This window comes from Clostridium sp. E02 (assembly GCF_003833015.1).
Taxonomy (GTDB): Bacteria; Bacillota; Clostridia; order Lachnospirales; family Lachnospiraceae; genus Lacrimispora.
This window is the reverse complement of sequence record NZ_RJLQ01000018.1, coordinates 46,201-67,509: the sequence shown is the minus strand read 5'-3', so window position 1 is coordinate 67,509 and position 21,309 is coordinate 46,201. Positions and strand designations below refer to the sequence as shown.

Genomic DNA, 21,309 nt, shown 5'->3' with positions numbered 1-21,309 from the left:
TTTTTTTCAGCTGTTATATTTTACACATATAACGGGGGTGGTGCAAAGATGGTCCATTGTTTCGAGACTGTGTTTGCCTACCCCTTTTTTGGAACCATTTTCTAGGAAGAGAGTCTGATACCGTAAGGATTTCTGATGCGAAATGAGAAAGGGAGAATATATTATGAGCAAGTATAGCAAAGAAGATATTTACCGCATTGTAGAAGAAGAGGATGTGGAATTTATTCGTCTTCAATTTACTGATATTTTTGGTATGTTAAAGAATGTGGCAATTACAAAAAGTATGTTAGAAAAGGCATTGGATAACCGATGTATGTTTGATGGATCTTCCATTGAAGGTTTTGTGAGAATTGAAGAATCTGATATGTATCTCTATCCAGATCTGGATACGTTTGAAATATTTCCATGGCGCCCTCAGCAGGGAAAAGTGGCAAGACTGATGTGCGATGTTTATTGTCCAGATAAGAAACCATTCGAAGGCGATCCTCGGTTTGTATTGAAAAAAGTGTTAAAAAAGGCAAAAGATATGGGGTTTGTGTTTCATGCAGGTCCAGAATGTGAATTTTTCCTATTTCATATGGATGAGGAAGGACAGCCAACAACCAACACCCATGAGATGGCTGGTTACTTTGATGTAGCGCCCATTGATCAGGCAGAGAATGTGCGCAGAGATATGATTCTTACGTTGGAAGAGATGGGATTTAAGATAGAATCGTCTCATCATGAAATCTCCCCTGGACAGCACGAGATTGATTTTCAGTATGCAGAAGGCTTGGTAACCGCTGACAATGTGATTACGTTTAAGATGGCAGTGAAGGCGATTGCCAAACGCCATGGGCTTCATGCCACCTTTATGCCAAAACCAAAGGCGGGAGTCAATGGTTCCGGAATGCACATTAATATGTCTTTGTCGGACTTCTTAGGGAAAAACATGTTTGAAGACCAGGAGGATGAACGAGGACTGAGCCAGACGGCATATCAATTCATGGCTGGAATTCTTTCCCATATGAAGGGAATGACAATTCTTACAAATCCCCTTATTAACTCCTATAAACGTCTGGTTCCCGGATATGATGCTCCGGTCTATATTGCATGGTCTGCAAAAGCCAACCGAAGCGCGCTGATTAAAATCCCATCCTCCAGAGGAATCAGTACACGCATTGAGCTTCGGAGCCCGGATTCTGCAGTCAATCCATACCTTGCCTTGGCGGCCTGTCTGGCAGCAGGACTTGATGGAATTGAAAAGAAAATGACTCCGCCCCCTAGTGTTGAATCCAATGTTTTTGCTATGACAGAGGAAGAAATAACTGCAAAAGGGATTGAACAGCTTCCTGAAACTTTGGGGGAAGCCATTGAAGCATTTCGAAAAGATGAATTCATGAAAGAAGTATTGGGAGAACACATTCATACCAAGTACCTAGAGGCCAAGGAATCCGAATGGCGTGTGTTCCGGGCGCAGGTGACAGATTGGGAAGTGGAAGAATACTTGTATAAGTATTGATGGTTTCTGTTCCTAATTCGGTTATCTGGAGGTGAGAGTGTTTGACCAACGTGATAGTAGCATTTTCAAAAGCAGAGGATGCAAAAAAAATAAAAAATATTCTTATGAAAAACGGATTTATGGTCTCTGCGGTCTGTACCTCTGGTGCCCAAACGGTTAATAGTGCAGATGAACTGGGCAGTGGAATCGTTGTATGTGGCTGTAGATTTGCGGATATGGTGTATCAAGAGATTTATGATTGTATTCCTAAAGGGGTACAGATGCTTCTTGTGGCTTCACCAAACCAGTGGAGCACAAGTGCACCAGAGGATGTTGTATGTCTAGGGCTTCCTTTAAAGGTACAGGATCTTTTAAGTACTATGGGAATGATGATGGAAACGCTATCCAGAAACCGCAAAAAATTAAAAAGTCAAAAAAAAGACCGTAGCAAAGAAGAAGTAGAAACAATCAAACTGGCGAAGGAACTACTAATGGAGCGGAACCACATGTCTGAAATGGAGGCACACCGTTATATCCAGAAGTGCAGCATGGACAGTGGAACCAATATGGTAGAAACCGCCCAGATGATTATGAGTTTAATCAATCGATAGGAGCAGGAGGATACGTATGAGATTTACGAAAATGCAGGGGATTGGCAATGACTATGTTTATATCAACTGCTTTGAGGAAACGGTGGAAGATCCCGTAGAACTTTCAAAAAAGGTCAGCGACCGTCATTTTGGAATCGGTTCCGATGGTTTGATTTTAATCGGTCCCTCTGAGAAGGCAGACTGTCGGATGCGGATGTTTAATGCAGACGGTTCGGAAAGCCAGATGTGCGGCAATGGAATCCGCTGTGTGGGAAAATATGTGTTTGACCATCATCTGGTGGAGAAAAAAGAGTTTGAAGTAGAAACAGAAGCAGGAATAAAGCATCTAACCATCACAGAGGAGAATGGGAAAGCGGTTCTCATTACCGTTGATATGGGGATGCCCCAAGTGTTTAGTAAAGTACCAGAACCCATTGAAATTAGTGGAAAAAACTATGAATTTATTGGAATATCAGTGGGAAATCCTCATGCAATCTACTATCTTAATGACATCGACGATTTGGATTTAGAAGCCATAGGGCCATCTTTCGAAACGCATCCACGATTTCCAGAACGGACAAATTCAGAATTTATCGAAGTAATCAATTCTGGATATATCCGGATGCGGGTATGGGAAAGGGGCAGTGGCGAGACCTGGGCTTGTGGTACAGGGGCGACCGCCAGTGCCGTTGCTTCTGCATTAAGTGGCCGAACATCGAATGAAGTGGAAGTGGAACTAAAGGGTGGAAATCTTACGATACACTGGGACAGGGATAAAACAGGCCATGTATTCATGACAGGTCCTGCGGTAGAAGTATTTACAGGAGTATTTGAGATAAAAAATTTATAAAGGTTTGAGGAGGAACTATGGTTAAGATCAATGAAAATTATATAAAATTACCTGGAAGCTATCTTTTTTCTACTATTGCAGAAAAGGTAAATGCTTATACAAAAGAAAATCCGGAAAAAAAGATAATCCGTCTTGGGATTGGGGATGTCACCCAACCGATTGCACCAGCCATCATTGAGTCTCTTCATGAGGCAGTCGGTGAGATGGGAGAGGCAGAGACGTTTCATGGGTATGCACCGGATCTTGGTTACCCTTTTTTACGAGAGACCATTGCCAATGAGGATTATAGAAAAAGAGGGTGTGAGATTTCAGCAGATGAAATCTTTGTTTCAGACGGAGCTAAAAGTGATTGTGGAAATATTCAGGAAATTTTTGATGTAAATAGTAGGATTGCAGTCTGTGATCCAGTTTATCCAGTTTATGTTGATACGAATGTTATGGCAGGAAGAACTGGGGACTACGACGAAGAGACGGGGAAGTGGAGCAACGTGATCTACATGCCTTGTACAGCTCAAAATAAGTTCGTGCCTGACCTTCCAAAGGAGACACCCGATCTGATTTATCTGTGTGTTCCCAATAATCCCACAGGTACAACGCTGAACCGGGAACAGTTAAAGGTGTGGGTAGATTATGCCAATGATAAAGGGGCAGTTATACTTTATGATGCTGCTTATGAGGCCTATATATCTAACGATGATGTGCCCCATTCTATTTATGAGATAAAAGGGGCGAATACTTGTGCCATTGAGTTTCGTTCCTTTTCAAAGAGTGCTGGGTTTACAGGGATGCGTCTTGGTTTTACCGTCATCCCAAGGACGCTGATTCGAGGGGGAGTATCTCTTCATTCTCTTTGGGCGAGAAGACATGGAACCAAGTTTAACGGTGCGCCTTATATCGTTCAAAAGGCTGCTTGTGCGGTTTATTCTCCGAAGGGGAAGGCGCAATTGAAGGAACAAGTTGCTTATTACATGAGAAATGCATCCGTTATCTATGATGGATTAAAAGAAGTGGGTTTTGATGTTTATGGTGGTGTAAATGCACCCTATATCTGGCTGAAAGTACCGGAGGGGATGACATCTTGGGACTTCTTTGATCGGTTATTATTAGAGGCCGGTGTGGTAGGAACTCCAGGAAGCGGTTTTGGACCCAGCGGAGAAGGTTATTTTCGACTGACCGCCTTCGGCACATATGAGAATACAAACGAAGCCATAGAACGAATAAAAAAAATGGCATCCTTAATAAAATAAACGTTGACAAGTGTTTCATAATTGGTTATGATTATTTCAAGAGAAGATTCATAAGGTTATAGTTTAATTTGTAAGAACAAAAGCGTTCAGTGTCCATGCGATACTGACGCTTTTTTTATTTTTAAGGAGGACGATATGGACGATATTGATAAGAAAATAATACAGACCCTGCAAAGGAATGCGAGGGCATCCTTAAAGAACATAGCAGAAAAAACGTTTCTGTCTTCGCCTGCGGTTTCCTCTAGAATTGAAAAACTAGAGCGGGAGAAAGTCATAACCGGATATCATGCGTCTGTGGATCCCATGAAACTGGGATATCATATCATAGCCTTTGTGAATCTGGATGTTTCACCTGTGGATAAGATTCCGTTTTATGCCAGTATGGAAGCCATTCCAAATGTATTGGAATGCAACTGTGTGACAGGAGATTATTCCATGCTGATTAAAGTTGCTTTTGAGAGCACCATGGAGTTGGATGTTTTTATCGGACAGCTTCAAAAATATGGAAAGTCAAACACTCAGATTGTATTCTCCACTCCGGTAGGACCAAGAGGGGTGGATGTGATGGCGGAAATAGGAGTAAAAGAATAAATCTGGGAAGAAATCTGGTACGGAGCTCTCTCCTTTTACATAAGTTATAAGATAGAGGTATGGGAAAGGAGTTTTTCTTTTGGCTGAGGGAAAGATGGTAGCAATAGACGCTGGCCATGGTGGTGCAGATCCAGGTGCGACTTACCAGGGACGGCAGGAAAAAGATGATAACTTAAAACTCGCAGTCGTTGTAGGCAGCATTCTTGCAGATAACGGAGTGGATGTCAGATATACCAGAACTGACGATACCTATAATACTCCTCTTGAAAGAGCCATGATGGCCAATAATGCGGAAGCCGATTATTTTATTTCGATACATCGCAATGCCATGCCTACCCCAGGCACCGGTTCCGGAGTTGAAACCATAGTATTTGAAGAGAAAGGAATAGAAGGAATACTGGCTAAAAACATGGGAGAAGAATTAAATAAATCCGGATTTACGAATTTGGGCACGGTGGAACGTCCTGGATTAGTCGTGCTAAGACGGACAAAGATGCCTTCTGTCTTAGTGGAGGTCGGATATATAGACAGTGAATCAGATAATGAAATATTTGATGAGAATTTACATGAAATTGCCAAAGCCATAGCGAATGGTATTTTGAGGGCGATCAAGGAACAGGAAGAGACGGAGCCGGAATACTATCAGGTACAAACTGGTGCATATCAGATTCATACGCTTGCAGAAAAACAGGTAGATGAGTTAAAAGCTCAGGGCTTTCCTGCATTCGTTGTTTATGAAGATGGACTATATAAAGTTCGGGCAGGCGCATTCCGAAGCATTGACAATGCGGTACGAATGGAGCAGGCGTTGCGGCAGTTGGGCTATAATACATTTATGGTAAAACGCCCTGCTGTTTATTGAATCAGAACCGCCGGAAATAAGATGAGGTTTGTTTTATTCCGGCGGTTTCGATGGGATACCCGAAGGAGTTTTGAAGGAATGGTTGAAGTAGAGCAAGTACAAAGGAGTTATACTATGATTCAGGCAGTAATATTTGATATGGATGGAGTCATTATTGACAGCGAAGGGGTATATTTAAACTATCAGCTGGAATTTGCGAAGAAAAAGAATCCTGATGTGAAACTTGAGCATCTCTTTCCTATGGTGGGAGCTACGAAAAAGGATTCCTGGGAAGTACTAAAACGAGCAGTAAACAATGGACAAACCTGGGAAGAATTGCGTACCCAATTTCGTCAGAGAAATGTTTACAGTGAGATTGATTACCGAAGTATATACCGGACAGAGGTAACTGAAACACTAGAACAGTTAAAAAAAGAAGGATATCATCTGGCAGTTGCATCATCCACTCAACTAGAACTGGTAGAAAGGGTTTTAAGGGAGAACCAGATCCGTTCTTATTTTGACTTTGTGGTGAGTGGAAATCAGTTTAAAAAAAGCAAGCCAAACCCCGAGATTTATTTTTATACGGCAGAGAAATTGGAAGTTTCCCCTTCTGAGTGTCTGGTTGTCGAAGATTCCACCATCGGGATCACAGCCGCCTATAGAGCTGGTATGAAGATAGCGGCCATATTAGATGACCGGTATGGGTTTGATCAGAGTCTGGCAGATTATAAGCTTACACGGGTGAAAGATGTATTAGATGTATTAAAAAAGGCATAAGATAGGTATATATCTATTAAAATCAGGAGGAGTTGCTTGAAGTATTTCAATGAGCTTCTAAAAGGCGTAGTCATCGGTGTGGCGAATATACTACCCGGAATCAGTGGCGGGATGCTGGCAATCACCATGGGAGTTTATGACAAAATCATTCATGCGGTTACCCGGTTATTAAAAGAACCAGTGAAGAGTTTTAAAATTCTGCTTCCCTACGGAATTGGTGCAGTTGTTGGGATTATTTTTTTGTCCCTGTGGTTTGAGTATCTGTTTCATACTTATCCATTCCAGACTAAAATGGCATTTTTGGGTCTTATTGGAGGGGGACTTCCATCCCTCATTGGAAAGTCATTTCAGGGAGACTTAAAAGAAAAGGCGAAAGGGATAGGAGCTGCTGGGATAACCTGTGTAATCGTTCTTTTGGTCACATTTATGGCGGAATTGGTTATTACCACCGGACACAATGGGGAGGGGATGGAGATGGCATCTGGAGCTGCGTATCTTTCTTCTGGAAATTTGTGGGTTTTTACTCTGTTTTTTGTTGGTCTGATTGGGGCAGCGACAATGGTGATTCCTGGAGTCAGCGGTTCTATGATTATGATGATGCTGGGGTTTTATGAACCAATTTTACAGACAAACAATGCTTGTATCCGTGCGCTCTCCTCGTTTGATATGGAGAGTTTATTTTTAAATGGGCTGGTCTTGCTCCCCTATTTTACTGGGATGTGTCTGGGCGTCTTTGTATTCGCTAAATTTGTGGAACGTTTATTAACTGATTATAGACAAAAGATGTATCAGGTCATTATAGGTTTGGTGCTTTCTTCCCCGTTTGTTATCTTATGGGATGTGGGTTGGTGTCATCTGAAACAGTACGAAATCCTGTTCGGAATTGCTCTAGCTCTGCTTGGATATGTAGGAGCTGGACTGTTGGGAGGAGAAGGGGAATAATTCGGATGCAAAAAAGGCTCCTCCGATTGAAAATGCCTAATGGCAACAAACGGGAGGAAGCCCTTTTTGTGTTAGGAATATTCTGCAATTCGTGTAATACCAACGTAGATGTTAGATATTTTGTACCAGGTGGAGAAGTCAATGATACCTGTAACTGGAAGTTTAAAGATGCGTTGAAACTCTTTGACCGCATTTGCAGTAGCCTCACCGTAGATTCCGTCAGCGGTGGTCCGGGGAATGGCGGTGTAAACGGTTGCAATTTTATCAAGCTGTTCTTGTACCTGACGTACTTTTTCCCCACTGGCACCGATATCTAAATTATACCCAGGCCAGGAGGAGGGGATACCAGAAACTTGGTCTGCAGTGTTGATATACATATTGCTTCCGTAGTAGTAACGGATGATATCAATCGAAGAGTATCCCTGCTTTCCAAGATCACAGCTTCCCCATTGAGACATCCAGTTGGGACAAGTAACCCTATTTCCATCGCAATACTGGGTCAGAATGGGCTGTTTGATACCAGGGCGAGATAAATAACTATTAAAGATTTCGTCAACAACTTCAGAGATGCTCTCATAAAAGTTTCTCCCATATATCCATTTATGGTCAAAAGCAGTTGATGAAGTAATGGTAAAAGTATACCCTTGATTCCGGTACCATTCGGTATAGACCCGGTTGAGTGTAAAACTCATAATAGCAAGTACATTGGCAACAATCGCTTCTTTTGGCCAGGTGGCATAGATTTCACTGGAAGCTACATTCTTAATGTAATCCCCGTAAGGGACGTAGTAATTGGGTGCCGTAGGGTCGGTGGGGACTCCGTCGTGTACAATGATCGTTTGAGGGACTACAACACGGCTTAATACGATTTCACCGGTCTCAGCTATGGGTTTTACTTCAGCTTCTGCTATTTTAGGTGGATAATCCCCATAGAGAGTATGATCCGGAATCACAATGGGAATATCAGCGCCTGTCTGATCCTGAAGGGGAGTCATTTTTACGGGCTGGGTGGCTGTGGCATCGGGTAGTATTTCGGTTCCGGAAATCTCAACTGGTTCAAAACCCTGTGCTTGAATCATGAGAGAATATTCGGAATAAGGTTGGATTAGTCCTGGGTTTAGGCTTAAATCCAAGGGTGGAGCCGCTAGATTTACCGTTTCGGTCTGGCCGGAAGAATCCGTTTTCAATTGCTCTAAGGTACTGCCAGGCTCTCCTTTGTAGGAAATAAAAACTTCGGCATCGTTGATCGGGTAGTTGTTTTCAATGGATACAACATCAACCTGGAGCATGCCGGTAGAATCCGTTTCCTCCTGTGTAGCATTCATTATGTATCGATTCATAAAAACCCCTTAATGAAATGATTATTATTAATATATTAAGGGGGAAAAGAAATCATTACAAAAGCCCCGCTGAAACTGAAAGTCATCTCTGCAGGGCTTTTGTTTAGAAAAAATGAGATGTGGGTTCCTGGAAAATGGATTCCACATAGCCGCGCATTTCGTTTCGGCTTTGAATGGATCTGGCTCCGTTTACGATCTGGTTTTGCTGTTCTTTTGGAAGTCCTGCAAAACGGGACATAATATCTGTATGCTGTGCCAGTTCCATGGTAAATCCAATGGGAAGCTCGTTGTTTTCTATCATAATTATCACCTCGTAAATAGTTTGTTCCAATGAGATAGAAACTATACTTTTAACTAAATATAAGAGAATATGAATAAATATGCAATATATACATTTGAAATATCTGAAAAAAACAAAAAATTGTATAAAAAGTAGTTAAATAAATAAGAAAAAAACAGTTGAAAAATGTCTCAGGATCATGTATAATCTATACAATTTGGGCTGATATCAGTGAGCTCAAAAAACCAGAAACACCCTCCGGGTATACCATTATGTCCAGAGAGCGTGGACAACAAGTAAGAAAGGAATGGTACTTTGCGTATGAAAGCTTTTTTAATATTGGAAGACGGAACTGTTTTCACAGGAACTAGCATTGGTTCAACACGAGAAGTGATCAGTGAGATCGTATTTAATACTTCCATGACGGGGTATTTAGAAGTTTTAACCGATCCCTCTTACGCGGGACAGGCGGTGGTTATGACTTATCCTCTTATTGGTAATTACGGTATTTGTAAGGAAGATATGGAATCAAAAAAACCATGGCCAGTTGGTTATATTGTCAGAGAATTATCTAGAATCCCCAGCAACTTTAGATGCGAGGACACCATTCAGCATTTCTTAGAGTTAAACGACATTCCCGGTATCAGTGGTATCGATACAAGAGCCCTAACAAAAATTTTAAGAGAAAAAGGTACGATGAACGGCATGATCACCACCAAGGAAGGAATTGATCTTGACGAAGCCATTTTGCGTATAAAAGATTACAAAGTTACTGGTGTAGTGAATGCAACCACATGCAGGGAGAAGTATGTACTGCCTGGAAACGGAAAAAGAGTAGCACTATTGGATCTTGGTGCAAAAAACAACATTGCACACTCTTTAAACAACAAAGGCTGTGCGGTTACGGTTTTTCCGGCTGCGACGAAAGCAGAGGAGATCCTTGCAGAAAATCCCAATGGAATTATGCTATCCAATGGTCCAGGAGATCCCAAAGAATGTGCAGAGATTATAATAGAGGTTAAAAAATTATATGAATCGGGGATTCCCATCTTTGCCATCTGCCTGGGACATCAGCTTATGGCGCTGGCAACTGGTGCCGATACCCATAAACTAAAATATGGGCATCGGGGAGGAAATCATCCGGTAAAAGATTTAGAGACAGGAAGAGTTTATATCTCTTCTCAGAACCACGGGTATGTGGTAGACATTGATACCGTGGATCCGTCCGTTGCAGTTCCTGCGTTTGTCAATGTGAATGATGGAACCAATGAAGGGTTAAAATATATAGGTAAGAATATATTCACCGTACAGTATCACCCGGAAGCTTGTCCGGGTCCCCAAGATTCCAGTTACTTATTCGATCGTTTTTTAAATATGATGGAGGACAAATAATGCCAAAGAAGCAAGATATTAAAAAGGTACTCGTATTGGGATCTGGCCCCATTATCATTGGTCAGGCTGCTGAGTTTGATTATGCAGGAACCCAGGCATGCCGCTCCTTAAAAGAAGAAGGAATTGAAGTCGTTCTTCTTAACTCCAATCCAGCCACCATCATGACGGATAAAGACATTGCAGATAAAGTATACATTGAGCCATTAACCGTAGAGGTTGTGGAGCAGCTTATCTTAAAAGAAAAACCAGACAGTGTTCTGCCAACCCTTGGTGGTCAGGCTGGTCTTAATCTTGCAATGGAACTTGAAGATTCTGGTTTCTTAAATAAATATAAGGTTCGTCTCATAGGAACCACGGTTTTAACCATTAAAAAGGCAGAAGATCGAGAAATGTTCAAAGATACCATGGAAAAGATCGGGGAACCAGTGGCTCCTTCCGACATCGTAGAGGATGTGGAAGAAGGACTTAAAATAGCACAAGAGATCGGATATCCCATTGTGCTCCGTCCAGCCTATACCATGGGAGGATCTGGAGGAGGAATTGCTGAAAATCCAACACAGTGTCGGGAAATTTTAGAGAATGGACTTCGTTTATCTCGCGTAGGACAGGTTCTGGTGGAACGTTGCATTGCAGGCTGGAAGGAAATCGAATATGAGGTGATGCGAGATGGGGCAGGCAATGTAATTACCGTCTGTAACATGGAAAATATTGATCCAGTAGGAGTGCATACCGGAGACAGCATAGTCGTGGCCCCTTCTCAGACATTAGGAGACAAAGAATATCAAATGCTACGGACTTCTGCGCTCAATATCATCAGTGAACTCGGAATTACTGGAGGCTGTAATGTGCAGTATGCATTAAATCCAGAGAGTTTTGAATATTGCGTCATTGAGGTAAATCCTCGTGTCAGCCGTTCCTCAGCTCTCGCATCTAAGGCAACCGGTTACCCCATTGCCAAGGTTGCTGCAAAGATCGCTCTGGGATACACTCTTGATGAGATCAAAAATGCTGTAACAAAGAAGACCTACGCAAGCTTTGAGCCTATGTTAGACTACTGTGTGGTTAAGATGCCCCGTCTTCCCTTTGATAAGTTCTTAACCGCCAAACGGACGCTGGGAACGCAGATGAAAGCTACAGGCGAGGTAATGAGCATCTGTACCAATTTCGAAGGTGGTCTAATGAAAGCGATCCGGTCCTTGGAACAGCATGTGGACAGCTTAATGTCTTACGATTTTACCAGCCTCACCGATGATCAGCTCACAGAAACCCTTCATCTGGTAGACGACAGAAGGATCTGGGTGATTGCGGAGGCTTTAAGAAGAAGATTTCCCTATGAAACCATTCATGATATTACAAAGATTGATGTCTGGTTTATTGATAAGCTGGCTATTCTGGTGGAGATGGAAGAAGCCTTAACGAAAGGGCCTCTCACCACTGAACTGTTAAAAGAAGCAAAAAGACTGGAATTCCCAGATACCGTAATATCAACACTGACCGGTATATCTATAGAAGAAATACAGCAGAGAAGAAAAGACAATGGGATAACAGCCGCTTTCAAGATGGTGGACACCTGTGCGGCAGAGTTTGCGGCAGAGACGCCATATTACTACTCCTGCTTTGGAAGTGAAAACGAGGCAGTGCAGACAGCTGGAAGAAAAAAAGTTTTGGTGCTTGGTTCTGGTCCTATAAGAATCGGTCAGGGGATCGAGTTTGATTTCTGTAGTGTACACAGTACCTGGAGCTTTAGCAAAGAAGGGTATGAGACCATTATTGTAAATAACAATCCGGAAACAGTCAGTACGGATTTTGATATAGCAGATAAGCTGTATTTTGAACCGCTTACTCCGGAGGACGTGGAAAGTATTGTTGACATCGAAAAGCCAGACGGAGCTGTGGTTCAGTTCGGCGGCCAGACAGCCATCAAACTGACAGAGGCATTAATGAAGATGGGAGTTCCCATTCTCGGAACTGCAGCAGATGATGTGGATGCGGCAGAGGACAGAGAGCTTTTTGATAAGATATTAGAAGATTGCAAGATACCAAGACCTGCAGGTCAAACCGTATATACCGCCGAAGAAGCCAAAGTGGCAGCGAATAAACTAGGATATCCAGTTTTAGTAAGACCATCCTATGTACTGGGTGGACAGGGGATGCAGATCGCAATATCGGATCAGGATATGGATGAATTTATTGGGATCATCAACCAGATTGCTCAAGATCACCCGATTTTGGTGGATAAGTATATAGTTGGAAAAGAAATTGAAGTTGATGCAGTCTGTGATGGGAAAGAGATTCTTATTCCAGGAATTATGGAACACATTGAACGGGCTGGTGTTCACTCCGGTGACAGTATCTCCGTATATCCGGCTCAAAGTTTAACAGAAGCAGTCAAAGACAAGTTGGTCGAATATACAAGAAGGCTGGCAACGGCGCTTCATGTCAAAGGTATGATTAACATTCAGTTTATAGTAAGCGGAGAGGAAGTTTATGTCATTGAGGTAAATCCACGCTCTTCCCGTACGGTTCCATACATTAGTAAGGTAACTGGAATTCCGATCGTCCCATTGGCAACTCAGGTGATTTGTGGACATACCATTCGAGAACTGGGGTATGAACCAGGTCTGCAGCCAAAAGCGGAATACATTGCAGTGAAGATGCCAGTGTTCTCTTTTGAGAAAATCCGGGGAGCAGACATTAGTCTGGGGCCGGAGATGAAATCGACTGGAGAGTGCCTGGGAATTGCGAAGACATTCAATGAAGCCTTGTATAAAGCATTTGCAGGGGCTGGAATTAAACTTCCGAAGCATAAGAATATGATCATCACGGTAAGGGATTCGGACAAAGAAGAGATTATTGACATAGCAAGAAGATTTAAGGATCAGGGATATAAGATTTTTTCTACCGCCGGCACAGCGAAAGTCTTAAATGAAAATGGCGTAAAAGCGTTGCAGGTACGAAAACTAGAACAGGAATCCCCCAATCTTTTGGATCTCATATTAGGACACGAAATTGACCTTGTAATTGATACCCCACCTCAGGGGGCAGAAAAATCCAAGGACGGATTTGTAATCCGCAGGAATGCAATAGAAACAGGAGTGACTGTTTTAACTTCTTTGGATACGGCATCAGCACTTGTGACCAGCATGGAAAACAGAGCAAAAGAACTGACACTCATTGATATTGCTACAGTGAAAAACGCATAAGAATGGCATAAAAAGACCAAAACATTGATTTTAGATGTTTTGGTCTTTTTAGAATTATTTGTTATCCCTAAGCTGATTAGAAGCACATAAATTCATAATAATATAACATTGAAAAAATTCTCCCATATTCGCCACTGTTAAGTGATTGTAATAAATGGAAAAATGAAATATAATAAGAGTTAGAGTCATTAATTAACAAATTAGGACGGGAGAGCAGAGGATTGAGTGATAAGAAATTTGCAGTATTGATTGATTCGGATAATATATCCGCAAAATACATTACATGTATTTTGGATGAGATGACACGTTATGGGGTAATTACTTACAAAAGAATATACGGAGACTGGACAAGCACGCAGATGGTAAAGTGGAAACAGGAATTATTGGAGAATTCCATTACTCCCATCCAGCAGTTTTCCAACACCGTAGGTAAGAACGCAACGGATTCCGCACTAATTATTGATGCCATGGACTTACTTTATACCGATCAGGTGGATGGATTCTGCATTGTTTCTAGTGATAGCGATTTTACACGGTTGGCAAGCCGGCTTAGAGAATCCGGAAAAGAAGTGATCGGTATGGGGGAAGATAAGACGCCCAAATCCTTCCGTGCTGCCTGTACTGTTTTCACCAATCTGGAAGTACTTCTTGACCAGGATGATGAGGGAACGGGTGGCGGAACCATTGGCAAAGGAGTCATAGAACAGGATATCACTTCTATTATTTTAGAGAATGACGATAAGAATAAACCAACAGGATTGGGAGAAATTGGAAATCGCCTGGTAAAGAAATATTCTGATTTTGATGTGAGAAATTATGGGTATAGTTCTTTGTCCAAGTTTTTGGAAGAGATGGATAGTTTTGAACTTAGGAAACACAATAATGTTGTGACAGTACGACTAAAGGACAACCGTACCAGAAAACAGGAACTAGATGATTATGTTGTGTGGCTGGTAAAAAGTTCAGGCAAGAATGGAATGGAACTGGCAGCTCTTGGTAATGGAATGCATCGAAAATTTACAGATTTTAAAGTGAAGGACTATGGATATTCTACTTTTTCAAAATTTGTTCAGAGTATCTCACAGTTGGAAGTACGAGAGAATAGAAATAAAAGCAAATCCGTCTATTTAAAATAAAAAACTGTGTCGGTACAAGACCGACACAGTTTTTTATTTCATAGGAAAACACGTCCTATTTACCAGATGCCAAGCACAATTTGAAATGCCAGACTGACAACCGAGATACCAATCCAGCAGCAAAATCCTAGAAGAATCGGTTTTTTTCCGGTTCGGATTAATTGTACCAAATTTGTATTGGTTCCAATGGCTCCCATAGCAATTACTATAAAAAATTTGCTTAAATCCTTTAGAGGTCCAGTAACCGCATGAGGCAGGGAAAAAACGGTGGTAAGGACAGAAGCCAGTAGAAAATACAGAACAAAGAACGGGAAGATTTTCGTTATTCGAATGGAATTTCCGACTGTTTTTTGTTCACTCTTTGTACGGTAAAAGGCAAGAAATAATGTAATTGGAATAATTGCAAGCGTTCTGGTTAGTTTAACGATAGCAGCAGCTTCCAGAGTATTGCTTCCATGTATTCCATCCCATGCAGTTGCAGCTGCGGTAACAGATGACGTATCATTGATGGCAGTTCCTGCAAAAAGTCCAAAGCCTTCATTGGAAAGACCGAGTAGGGAACCAAGGGTAGGAAAGAGCAAAGCTGCCACAATATTAAATAGAAAGATTACAGAGATTGCCTGAGCAATTTCATTGTCATCTGCGTCAATGACAGGTGCAGTTGCAGCGATTGCAGAACCACCGCAGATGGAAGAACCAACCCCGATTAAAATTGCACTTTTTCCATGTATGTCTAACTTACGGTAGAGAACATATGCAATGACCAGGGAAGTGGTAATGGTTGATACGATAATGGGAAGTGCTTGTTTGCCTTTTAAAAGAACAGTGGTTAAATTCATGCCAAATCCCAGTAAAATTACGGCATATTGAAGTATTTTTTTAGAAGCAAAGGTAACTCCAGGTCGAAATGTTTCTTTTCCTTTTACAAACGGTGCAATAGCCATACCAATTAAAATTGCAAAAACAGGGCCTCCAACCACCGGTAACATCGTTCCAAGCAGCCAAGCTGGAATGGATATGAGTAAGCATAATAGTATGCCAGCAAAATATTTTTTCATAAGTATGATCCTCCTTTTTTCCTCTGCGCTTATTATATGGGAATATATCAATAAAATAAAATTATATATATTTATATAATCATAATAATATGTTATGATTGTAAAAAATGAAAAGGGAGTGTGATTCATTTGTTGGATTTTCGAGTTGATACGTTTCTTATGGTGTGCAGATTTATGAATTTTACCAGAGCTGCAGAGGCGTTAAATATAACTCAGCCAGGAGTGTCCCAGCATATTCGCTATTTAGAGGAGCAATATGGTGTGAAGTTATTTGCATATAGTGGGAAGAAGATTAACCTTACAGAAGCCGGAAAAACGTTGTTATCCGCTGCCATTACCATGAAAGACGATGAACTTCTCTTAAAGAAGATTATGAATCAGCAATCAGGAAAAGGAAGAGAGTTGGTTTTTGGAGCTACGATGACCATAGGAGAGTATGAGATGCCAAAGGCACTGATGCGTTATCTTCATGCATATCCAGAAGCCAAAGTTAAAATGATTGTTGCAGACACAAAAGAGCTGTTGGAAAAACTAGATTCAGGAGAGATCGAATTTGCCTTGGTGGAGGGATTCTTCAAAAAAAAGGAATATGATTTTCAAGTATATGATTCGGAACCATTTGCAGCAGTTTACGGAAGTGATTACGTGTTTCAAAAAAATACACGAAAAATAGAAGATCTATTAGAGGAACGTCTTTTTATTCGGGAATCAGGATCTGGGACCAGATATGTTCTGGAACGGTATCTGGAAGGAAAGAATTTACTTCTTCAGGATTTTAACCATGTAATAGAGATCAATAATATCAGCGTGATTAAACAGATGGTTGAAAATGGAAAAGGGATTACATTCTTATATGAAACTGCAGTTAGGCAAGAACTAAGATCTGGAGTGTTAAAGAAAATCAAGTTGGAGGATTTTGATTTAATCCATGATTTTACTTTTATCTGGAGGAAAGGAAGTATCTACAAACCGTACTATAAAGAGCTGTTTTGTCTTCTACATGGAAGCGGAAAAACGGATGAAAGTAAGGTGGAATCAGGGGTCTGACAAGGATAGAGAAAAAACGAAAATAATTGACAAAAAAGTGTTGACAATTGATACAATTCATATTATACTAATGAGGCAGTCGGGAAAGAAACAAAAAAATCCTGAAAATGCACTGGGATCTTAGCTCAGCTGGGAGAGCATCTGCCTTACAAGCAGAGGGTCACAGGTTCGAGCCCTGTAGGTCCCATTGATAAACACAGGTTTATCAGATGAATTTTATATGGCGGAATAGCTCAGTTGGCTAGAGCACACGGTTCATACCCGTGGTGTCGAGAGTTCAAATCTCCCTTCCGCTAGGAGTTGTCCCTGTAATCACATGATTACAGGGATTTTTTTGTGCGGAATCCTTTTTCCTTTTTTTTATATTCATTTTAGTTGTTTTATGTTATACTAACAATTAGCAAAATGCGGAGGGATTCCATGTACTATTTTATTGTAAATCCAAATTCATGCTGTGGACGGGGCAAACTCATATGGAAAAAACTGGACAATGCTTTGCAAACTTCTGGGGTGGATTATCAGGTGTTCTTAACGGAGAAACCAGGAGATGCCAAGATCTATGCCAAAAATCTTACCGAAGGCTGTAAAGATTCCAGTATTATTATTGCAGTGGGCGGAGATGGTACCGTAAATGAGATCCTTGATGGGCTATCGTTATGCAGCCTGGTTACTTTTGGGTATATTCCTGCTGGATCTGGCAATGATCTGGCCAGAAGTTTAAAACTACCTAGGAATCCAATCCGATGTTTAAAAAAGATTCTGCACCCCAAATATTACAAACTGATGGATTATGGAGTCATCTCCTATGGAGAGGCTGAGATTTCTCATCGTCGTTTTATGGTCAGTGCAGGAATTGGAATGGATGCGGCAGTTTGTCATAACATATTATATTCCAGGTCAAGAGGACTGCTTCACAAGCTTCATATTGGAAAGATTTCGTATCTCCTTGCAGGTATAAAACAACTTGCGGTGGCAAGGCCATCGAGTGGATACATTCTATTAAACGGAGTCCAGAAGATCGAGTTTAACCATGCATATTTTATATCTGCCCATATTCACCCCTATGAAGGGGGCGGATTTAAATTTGCTCCAGATGCTGATTTTGAAGACGGAAAATTATCGGTTTGTGTTATGAGTAACCGAAAAAAGAGAAAATTAATACCGGTGTTGTTTAATTCTTTGATGGGAAGAAAATCTTTAAATAAAGGAACCCGGTTTTATTCATGCGAAGAGATTTTGATTCATATGGATCGCCCCATGGCAGTGCATGTGGATGGAGAAAGTTGTTTTTGCCAGAATGATATTGAGATCAGGTGCATTGGCAGAAAGCTGCGTATGATCGTATAAAAATGTATTTATATAGAAGAAAGGGAAAATTATGAGAATTGGACAGGGATATGATGTGCATAAATTAATAAAAGGCACTGACTTGATTCTGGGAGGAGTGAAAATTCCTTATGAGAAAGGACTTTTGGGACATTCTGATGCAGATGTATTGGTGCATGCTATTATGGATGCACTTTTAGGTGCGGCAGCGTTGGGTGATATCGGAGAACATTTTCCAGATACAGATCCGAAATATAAGGGAGCTTCTAGTATAGAACTTTTAAAAAAAGTAGGCAGTCTTTTGGAAGAACGAGGATATGTCATTGAGAATATTGATTCAGTTATTATAGCCCAAAAACCAAAACTTCTTACGTATAGGCCTCAGATGGCTAAAAATATTGCAGAAGCACTTTTATTGCCTGTAGACAAAGTGAATGTAAAGGCGACAACCGAGGAAGGAATGGGATTTACTGGAACTGGGGAAGGAATCAAATCACAGGCCATTGTTTTACTCACTTCTGTAAAAGACTATTGTTATGATGACAGCATCATGAAAACAGACTGTGGTGGCTGTGGAGGCTGCTGCAAGAAATAAAACGTGAGAGGAAGGGAAGCTTATGAAGATTTTTAATACATTAACCAGACAAAAAGAAGAATTCGTACCCTTAGAATCCGGCAAAGTTAAGATGTATGTTTGTGGTCCTACGGTATATAATCTGATCCATATCGGTAACGCAAGACCTATGATCGTTTTTGACTCGGTACGCAGATATTTTGAATATAAAGGATATGAAGTGAACTTTGTTACCAATTTTACGGATGTGGATGATAAGATCATTAAAAAGGCACTTGAGGAAGGGGTGGATGCAGACACCATTTCCAAGCGTTATATTGAAGAATGCATCAAAGACATGGATGCTATGAATATAAAACCAGCGACCAACAATCCGCTGGCAACAGAAGAGATTTCAGGTATGTTAAAGATGATTCAGCAGTTGATTGGTTCTGGCCATGCATATGCAGCGAAAGATGGAACGGTTTATTTCCGCACCAAGTCGTTTGAGGACTATGGAAAACTGTCCCACAAAAATCTGGAAGAACTTCAGTCTGGGTTCCGTGAGATTAAAGTAACGGGAGAGTCTGGAAAAGAAGAGTCTTCTGATTTTGTTCTTTGGAAACCGAGAAAAGAAGGAGAACCATTCTGGGATTCACCCTGGTGTGAAGGAAGACCTGGATGGCATATAGAGTGTTCGGTTATGTCAAAAAAATATCTGGGAGATCGAATTGATATTCATGCAGGGGGAGAGGATTTAATATTCCCTCACCATGAGAACGAGATTGCCCAGAGTGAGGCAGCCAATGGAAAAGAATTTGCGAAATACTGGATGCACAATGCATTTTTAAATATTGATAATCATAAGATGTCCAAATCACTGGGGAATTTCTTTACAGTTCGGGAGATAGGAGAAACGTTTGATTTACAAGTACTTCGTTTCTTTATCCTCAGTGCCCATTACAGGAGTCCGCTTAACTTTAATGAAGATTTAATGGAGTCCTCAAAGAATGGTCTGGATCGAATTTTGACGGCAATTGATAAATTAAGAGATTTGGAAATTTCTGCGAAGGAACAGCAAAGAAAAGAGTCGGAAGACGAAAAGCTGATCCGTGAATTCATTGCTAAGTTTGAAGATGCAATGGATGACGATTTTAATACAGCTGACGCTATTTCAGCAATTTTTGAATTGGTGAAATTTAGTAATTCTACCATTGGGGAAGAAAGCTCAAAAGACTACGTGACCTTCGTAAAAAGTACCATAGAGTCCCTTTGCCACACGTTGGGGATCGTGACAGAAAAAAAAGAAGAAATTCTAGATAATGAGATAGAAGCTATGATAGAAGCCAGACAGCAAGCACGAAGAGACAAAGATTTTGCTTTGGCCGATGAAATCAGAGGTAAGCTTCTTGAGCGTTCCATTGTACTGGAAGATACAAGAGAAGGCGTAAAATGGAAGAGAGTATAAAAACGCTGGCCGAGTTTGGGGAATTTTTTAAGGATAGCATGAAACTAAAAGAAGTGGATTTAAGAAGTTATTCCCCTTTGGCATTGGCTTATATTGGGGATGGGATCTATGAATTGATTATCCGGACGAAAGTCATGAATCACGGAAGCACTCAGGTCAATAATATGCATAGAAAAAGTGCAAAACTGGTAAACGCAGGCACTCAGGCAGAAATCATGCGTGGATTGCTAACTGCAGAAGAACTGACTCCGGATGAGATTGCTGTATATAAAAGAGGGAGAAACGCCAAATCTGCAACGACGGCAAAGCATGCCACGGTTGCAGATTACCGGACAGCCACCGGATTTGAAGCACTGTGTGGATATTTATATCTTAGCGGGGAGTTAAAAAGGTTGATTGAAGTGGTTAGCAAGGGACTAATTAGAATAGGAGAACTAGAATGATAGAGGAATTTACCATAGAAGGAAGAAATGCTGTATTGGAGGCATTTCGTTCTGGAAAGACGATTGATAAGCTATATGTACAAAAAGGAGTGCAGGATGGCCCCATTCAATCTATTGTACGGGAAGCAAAAAAGAGTGACACAATCCTTAATTTTGTGGAGAGAGAGCGTCTGGATCAGATGTCAGAAGAAGGGCATCACCAGGGAGTAATTGCTCATGCGGCTGCTTATGAATACGCAGAAGTGGATGATATGTTAAAGGCAGCAGAAGAAAAAGGGGAACCTCCCTTTTTAATCCTTCTTGATGGAATCGAAGATCCTCATAATCTGGGCGCAATTATTCGTACCGCGAATCTATCTGGTGCCCATGGTGTGATTATACCAAAGAGAAGAGCAGTAGGACTTACAGCAACCGTAGCCAAAACTTCTGCTGGAGCACTTAATTATACCCCTGTAGCCAAAGTGACGAATTTAACGTCTGTTATGGAGGAACTGAAAGAAAAAGGAATGTGGTTTGTTTGTGCGGATATGGAAGGGGAAACCATGTATCGACTTAACTTAAAAGGACCCATCGGTGTAGTGATTGGAAGCGAGGGAAGTGGCGTGGGAAGACTAGTCAAAGAACATTGCGATATGGTTGCCTCCATTCCGATGAAGGGAAATATCGATTCTTTAAATGCCTCGGTGGCAACCGGTGTACTGGCTTATGAGATTGTTAGGCAGCGTATGGACTAAGAGACGAG

20 protein-coding genes and 2 tRNA genes are annotated in these 21,309 nt (G+C 41.2%); 19 read left to right on the top strand and 3 right to left on the bottom strand.

What is annotated here, in order from left to right; translation table 11 throughout:
- Positions 1 to 163 precede the first annotated feature (163 nt).
- From glnA to EFT72_RS14265, 8 genes are all read left to right on the top strand, one after another.
- Positions 164 to 1,501 (top strand): type I glutamate--ammonia ligase, encoded by a 1,338-nt coding sequence (gene glnA / locus EFT72_RS14300; RefSeq protein ID WP_124067597.1) that lies wholly within the window; start codon positions 164 to 166, stop codon positions 1,499 to 1,501.
- Between the two features lie 50 nt (positions 1,502 to 1,551).
- Entirely contained in the window at positions 1,552 to 2,091 is a 540-nt protein-coding gene (locus EFT72_RS14295; protein ID WP_347561890.1) for an ANTAR domain-containing protein, read from the top strand.
- 16 nt (positions 2,092 to 2,107) lie between these two features.
- Positions 2,108 to 2,920 (top strand): diaminopimelate epimerase, encoded by an 813-nt coding sequence (gene dapF / locus EFT72_RS14290; RefSeq protein WP_124067595.1) that lies wholly within the window; start codon positions 2,108 to 2,110, stop codon positions 2,918 to 2,920.
- Positions 2,921 to 2,937: 17 nt separating this feature from the next.
- Positions 2,938 to 4,167, top strand: coding sequence for an LL-diaminopimelate aminotransferase (locus EFT72_RS14285; RefSeq protein ID WP_124067594.1), 1,230 nt, complete (start codon positions 2,938 to 2,940; stop codon positions 4,165 to 4,167).
- A gap of 135 nt (positions 4,168 to 4,302) precedes the next feature.
- Positions 4,303 to 4,758 carry an Lrp/AsnC family transcriptional regulator gene (locus EFT72_RS14280; protein ID WP_124067593.1) on the top strand — a complete coding sequence of 152 codons (456 nt, stop codon included), beginning with the start codon at positions 4,303 to 4,305 and terminating at the stop codon, positions 4,756 to 4,758.
- 79 nt (positions 4,759 to 4,837) lie between these two features.
- Positions 4,838 to 5,620 (top strand): N-acetylmuramoyl-L-alanine amidase, encoded by a 783-nt coding sequence (locus EFT72_RS14275; protein WP_124067592.1) that lies wholly within the window; start codon positions 4,838 to 4,840, stop codon positions 5,618 to 5,620.
- Between the two features lie 78 nt (positions 5,621 to 5,698).
- Positions 5,699 to 6,379: an HAD family phosphatase gene (locus tag EFT72_RS14270; protein ID WP_347561888.1), complete on the top strand. Its 681-nt coding sequence runs from the start codon at positions 5,699 to 5,701 to the stop codon at positions 6,377 to 6,379.
- A gap of 36 nt (positions 6,380 to 6,415) precedes the next feature.
- Positions 6,416 to 7,321, top strand: a complete 906-nt coding sequence (locus tag EFT72_RS14265) for a DUF368 domain-containing protein (RefSeq protein ID WP_124067591.1) — start codon at positions 6,416 to 6,418, stop codon at positions 7,319 to 7,321.
- Positions 7,322 to 7,392: 71 nt separating this feature from the next.
- On the opposite strand, the gene EFT72_RS14260 is transcribed toward EFT72_RS14265, so the two are convergent.
- Together EFT72_RS14260 and EFT72_RS14255 are read right to left on the bottom strand one after the other, a co-directional pair.
- Entirely contained in the window at positions 7,393 to 8,661 is a 1,269-nt protein-coding gene (locus tag EFT72_RS14260) for a peptidoglycan-binding protein (RefSeq protein WP_124067590.1), read from the bottom strand.
- Positions 8,662 to 8,764: 103 nt separating this feature from the next.
- Entirely contained in the window at positions 8,765 to 8,962 is a 198-nt protein-coding gene (locus EFT72_RS14255) for a hypothetical protein (protein ID WP_124067589.1), read from the bottom strand.
- 300 nt (positions 8,963 to 9,262) lie between these two features.
- Between EFT72_RS14255 and EFT72_RS14250 the strand changes: the two genes are divergently transcribed.
- The 3 genes from EFT72_RS14250 (at position 9,263) to EFT72_RS14240 (ending at position 14,672) form a co-directional block, all read left to right on the top strand.
- Positions 9,263 to 10,333: a carbamoyl phosphate synthase small subunit gene (locus EFT72_RS14250; RefSeq protein ID WP_124067588.1), complete on the top strand. Its 1,071-nt coding sequence runs from the start codon at positions 9,263 to 9,265 to the stop codon at positions 10,331 to 10,333.
- Entirely contained in the window at positions 10,333 to 13,536 is a 3,204-nt protein-coding gene (gene carB, locus EFT72_RS14245; protein ID WP_124067587.1) for a carbamoyl-phosphate synthase large subunit, read from the top strand. The genes EFT72_RS14250 and carB overlap by 1 nt, the downstream gene beginning before the upstream one ends.
- Positions 13,537 to 13,757: 221 nt before the next feature.
- On the top strand, positions 13,758 to 14,672 hold the full coding sequence (locus tag EFT72_RS14240) for an NYN domain-containing protein (protein WP_124067586.1): 915 nt from the start codon (positions 13,758 to 13,760) through the stop codon (positions 14,670 to 14,672).
- Positions 14,673 to 14,731: 59 nt separating this feature from the next.
- Here EFT72_RS14240 and EFT72_RS14235 read toward each other — a convergent pair whose 3' ends face one another.
- The gene (locus EFT72_RS14235; protein WP_124067630.1) at positions 14,732 to 15,739 is read right to left on the bottom strand and encodes a YeiH family protein; all 1,008 of its coding nucleotides are present in this window, start codon (positions 15,737 to 15,739) and stop codon (positions 14,732 to 14,734) included.
- Positions 15,740 to 15,889: 150 nt separating this feature from the next.
- On the opposite strand from EFT72_RS14235, the gene EFT72_RS14230 reads away from it, so the two are divergent.
- From EFT72_RS14230 to rlmB, 8 genes are all read left to right on the top strand, one after another.
- Entirely contained in the window at positions 15,890 to 16,777 is an 888-nt protein-coding gene (locus EFT72_RS14230; RefSeq protein WP_347561889.1) for a LysR substrate-binding domain-containing protein, read from the top strand.
- 114 nt (positions 16,778 to 16,891) lie between these two features.
- A tRNA-Val gene (locus EFT72_RS14225) sits at positions 16,892 to 16,964 on the top strand.
- Between the two features lie 35 nt (positions 16,965 to 16,999).
- Positions 17,000 to 17,073, top strand: a tRNA-Met gene (locus EFT72_RS14220).
- Positions 17,074 to 17,197: 124 nt separating this feature from the next.
- On the top strand, positions 17,198 to 18,124 hold the full coding sequence (locus tag EFT72_RS14215) for a diacylglycerol kinase family protein (RefSeq protein WP_124067584.1): 927 nt from the start codon (positions 17,198 to 17,200) through the stop codon (positions 18,122 to 18,124).
- 31 nt (positions 18,125 to 18,155) lie between these two features.
- The gene (gene ispF / locus EFT72_RS14210) at positions 18,156 to 18,698 is read left to right on the top strand and encodes a 2-C-methyl-D-erythritol 2,4-cyclodiphosphate synthase (RefSeq protein ID WP_124067583.1); all 543 of its coding nucleotides are present in this window, start codon (positions 18,156 to 18,158) and stop codon (positions 18,696 to 18,698) included.
- 22 nt (positions 18,699 to 18,720) lie between these two features.
- Positions 18,721 to 20,124, top strand: a complete 1,404-nt coding sequence (gene cysS, locus EFT72_RS14205) for a cysteine--tRNA ligase (protein WP_124067582.1) — start codon at positions 18,721 to 18,723, stop codon at positions 20,122 to 20,124.
- Positions 20,109 to 20,567 carry a ribonuclease III domain-containing protein gene (locus EFT72_RS14200; protein WP_124067581.1) on the top strand — a complete coding sequence of 153 codons (459 nt, stop codon included), beginning with the start codon at positions 20,109 to 20,111 and terminating at the stop codon, positions 20,565 to 20,567. The genes cysS and EFT72_RS14200 overlap by 16 nt, the downstream gene beginning before the upstream one ends.
- Positions 20,564 to 21,301 carry a 23S rRNA (guanosine(2251)-2'-O)-methyltransferase RlmB gene (rlmB, locus tag EFT72_RS14195; protein ID WP_124067580.1) on the top strand — a complete coding sequence of 246 codons (738 nt, stop codon included), beginning with the start codon at positions 20,564 to 20,566 and terminating at the stop codon, positions 21,299 to 21,301. Before EFT72_RS14200 ends, rlmB begins: the two co-directional genes overlap by 4 nt.
- Positions 21,302 to 21,309 lie beyond the last annotated feature (8 nt).

Excerpts from the sequence above, each read along its gene's own strand:
- glnA (WP_124067597.1), top strand. The coding sequence starts at position 164 with ATGAGCAAGTATAGCAAAGAAGATATTTACCGCATTGTAGAAGAAGAG.
- dapF (WP_124067595.1), top strand. The coding sequence starts at position 2,108 with ATGAGATTTACGAAAATGCAGGGGATTGGCAATGACTATGTTTATATC.
- EFT72_RS14285 (WP_124067594.1), top strand. The coding sequence starts at position 2,938 with ATGGTTAAGATCAATGAAAATTATATAAAATTACCTGGAAGCTATCTT.
- EFT72_RS14280 (WP_124067593.1), top strand. The coding sequence starts at position 4,303 with ATGGACGATATTGATAAGAAAATAATACAGACCCTGCAAAGGAATGCG.
- EFT72_RS14270 (WP_347561888.1), top strand. The coding sequence starts at position 5,699 with ATGGTTGAAGTAGAGCAAGTACAAAGGAGTTATACTATGATTCAGGCA.
- EFT72_RS14260 (WP_124067590.1), bottom strand. The coding sequence starts at position 8,661 with ATGAATCGATACATAATGAATGCTACACAGGAGGAAACGGATTCTACC.
- EFT72_RS14255 (WP_124067589.1), bottom strand. The coding sequence starts at position 8,962 with ATGATAGAAAACAACGAGCTTCCCATTGGATTTACCATGGAACTGGCA.
- EFT72_RS14250 (WP_124067588.1), top strand. The coding sequence starts at position 9,263 with ATGAAAGCTTTTTTAATATTGGAAGACGGAACTGTTTTCACAGGAACT.
- carB (WP_124067587.1), top strand. The coding sequence starts at position 10,333 with ATGCCAAAGAAGCAAGATATTAAAAAGGTACTCGTATTGGGATCTGGC.
- EFT72_RS14230 (WP_347561889.1), top strand. The coding sequence starts at position 15,890 with ATGGTGTGCAGATTTATGAATTTTACCAGAGCTGCAGAGGCGTTAAAT.
- EFT72_RS14215 (WP_124067584.1), top strand. The coding sequence starts at position 17,198 with ATGTACTATTTTATTGTAAATCCAAATTCATGCTGTGGACGGGGCAAA.
- ispF (WP_124067583.1), top strand. The coding sequence starts at position 18,156 with ATGAGAATTGGACAGGGATATGATGTGCATAAATTAATAAAAGGCACT.
- cysS (WP_124067582.1), top strand. The coding sequence starts at position 18,721 with ATGAAGATTTTTAATACATTAACCAGACAAAAAGAAGAATTCGTACCC.
- EFT72_RS14200 (WP_124067581.1), top strand. The coding sequence starts at position 20,109 with ATGGAAGAGAGTATAAAAACGCTGGCCGAGTTTGGGGAATTTTTTAAG.
- rlmB (WP_124067580.1), top strand. The coding sequence starts at position 20,564 with ATGATAGAGGAATTTACCATAGAAGGAAGAAATGCTGTATTGGAGGCA.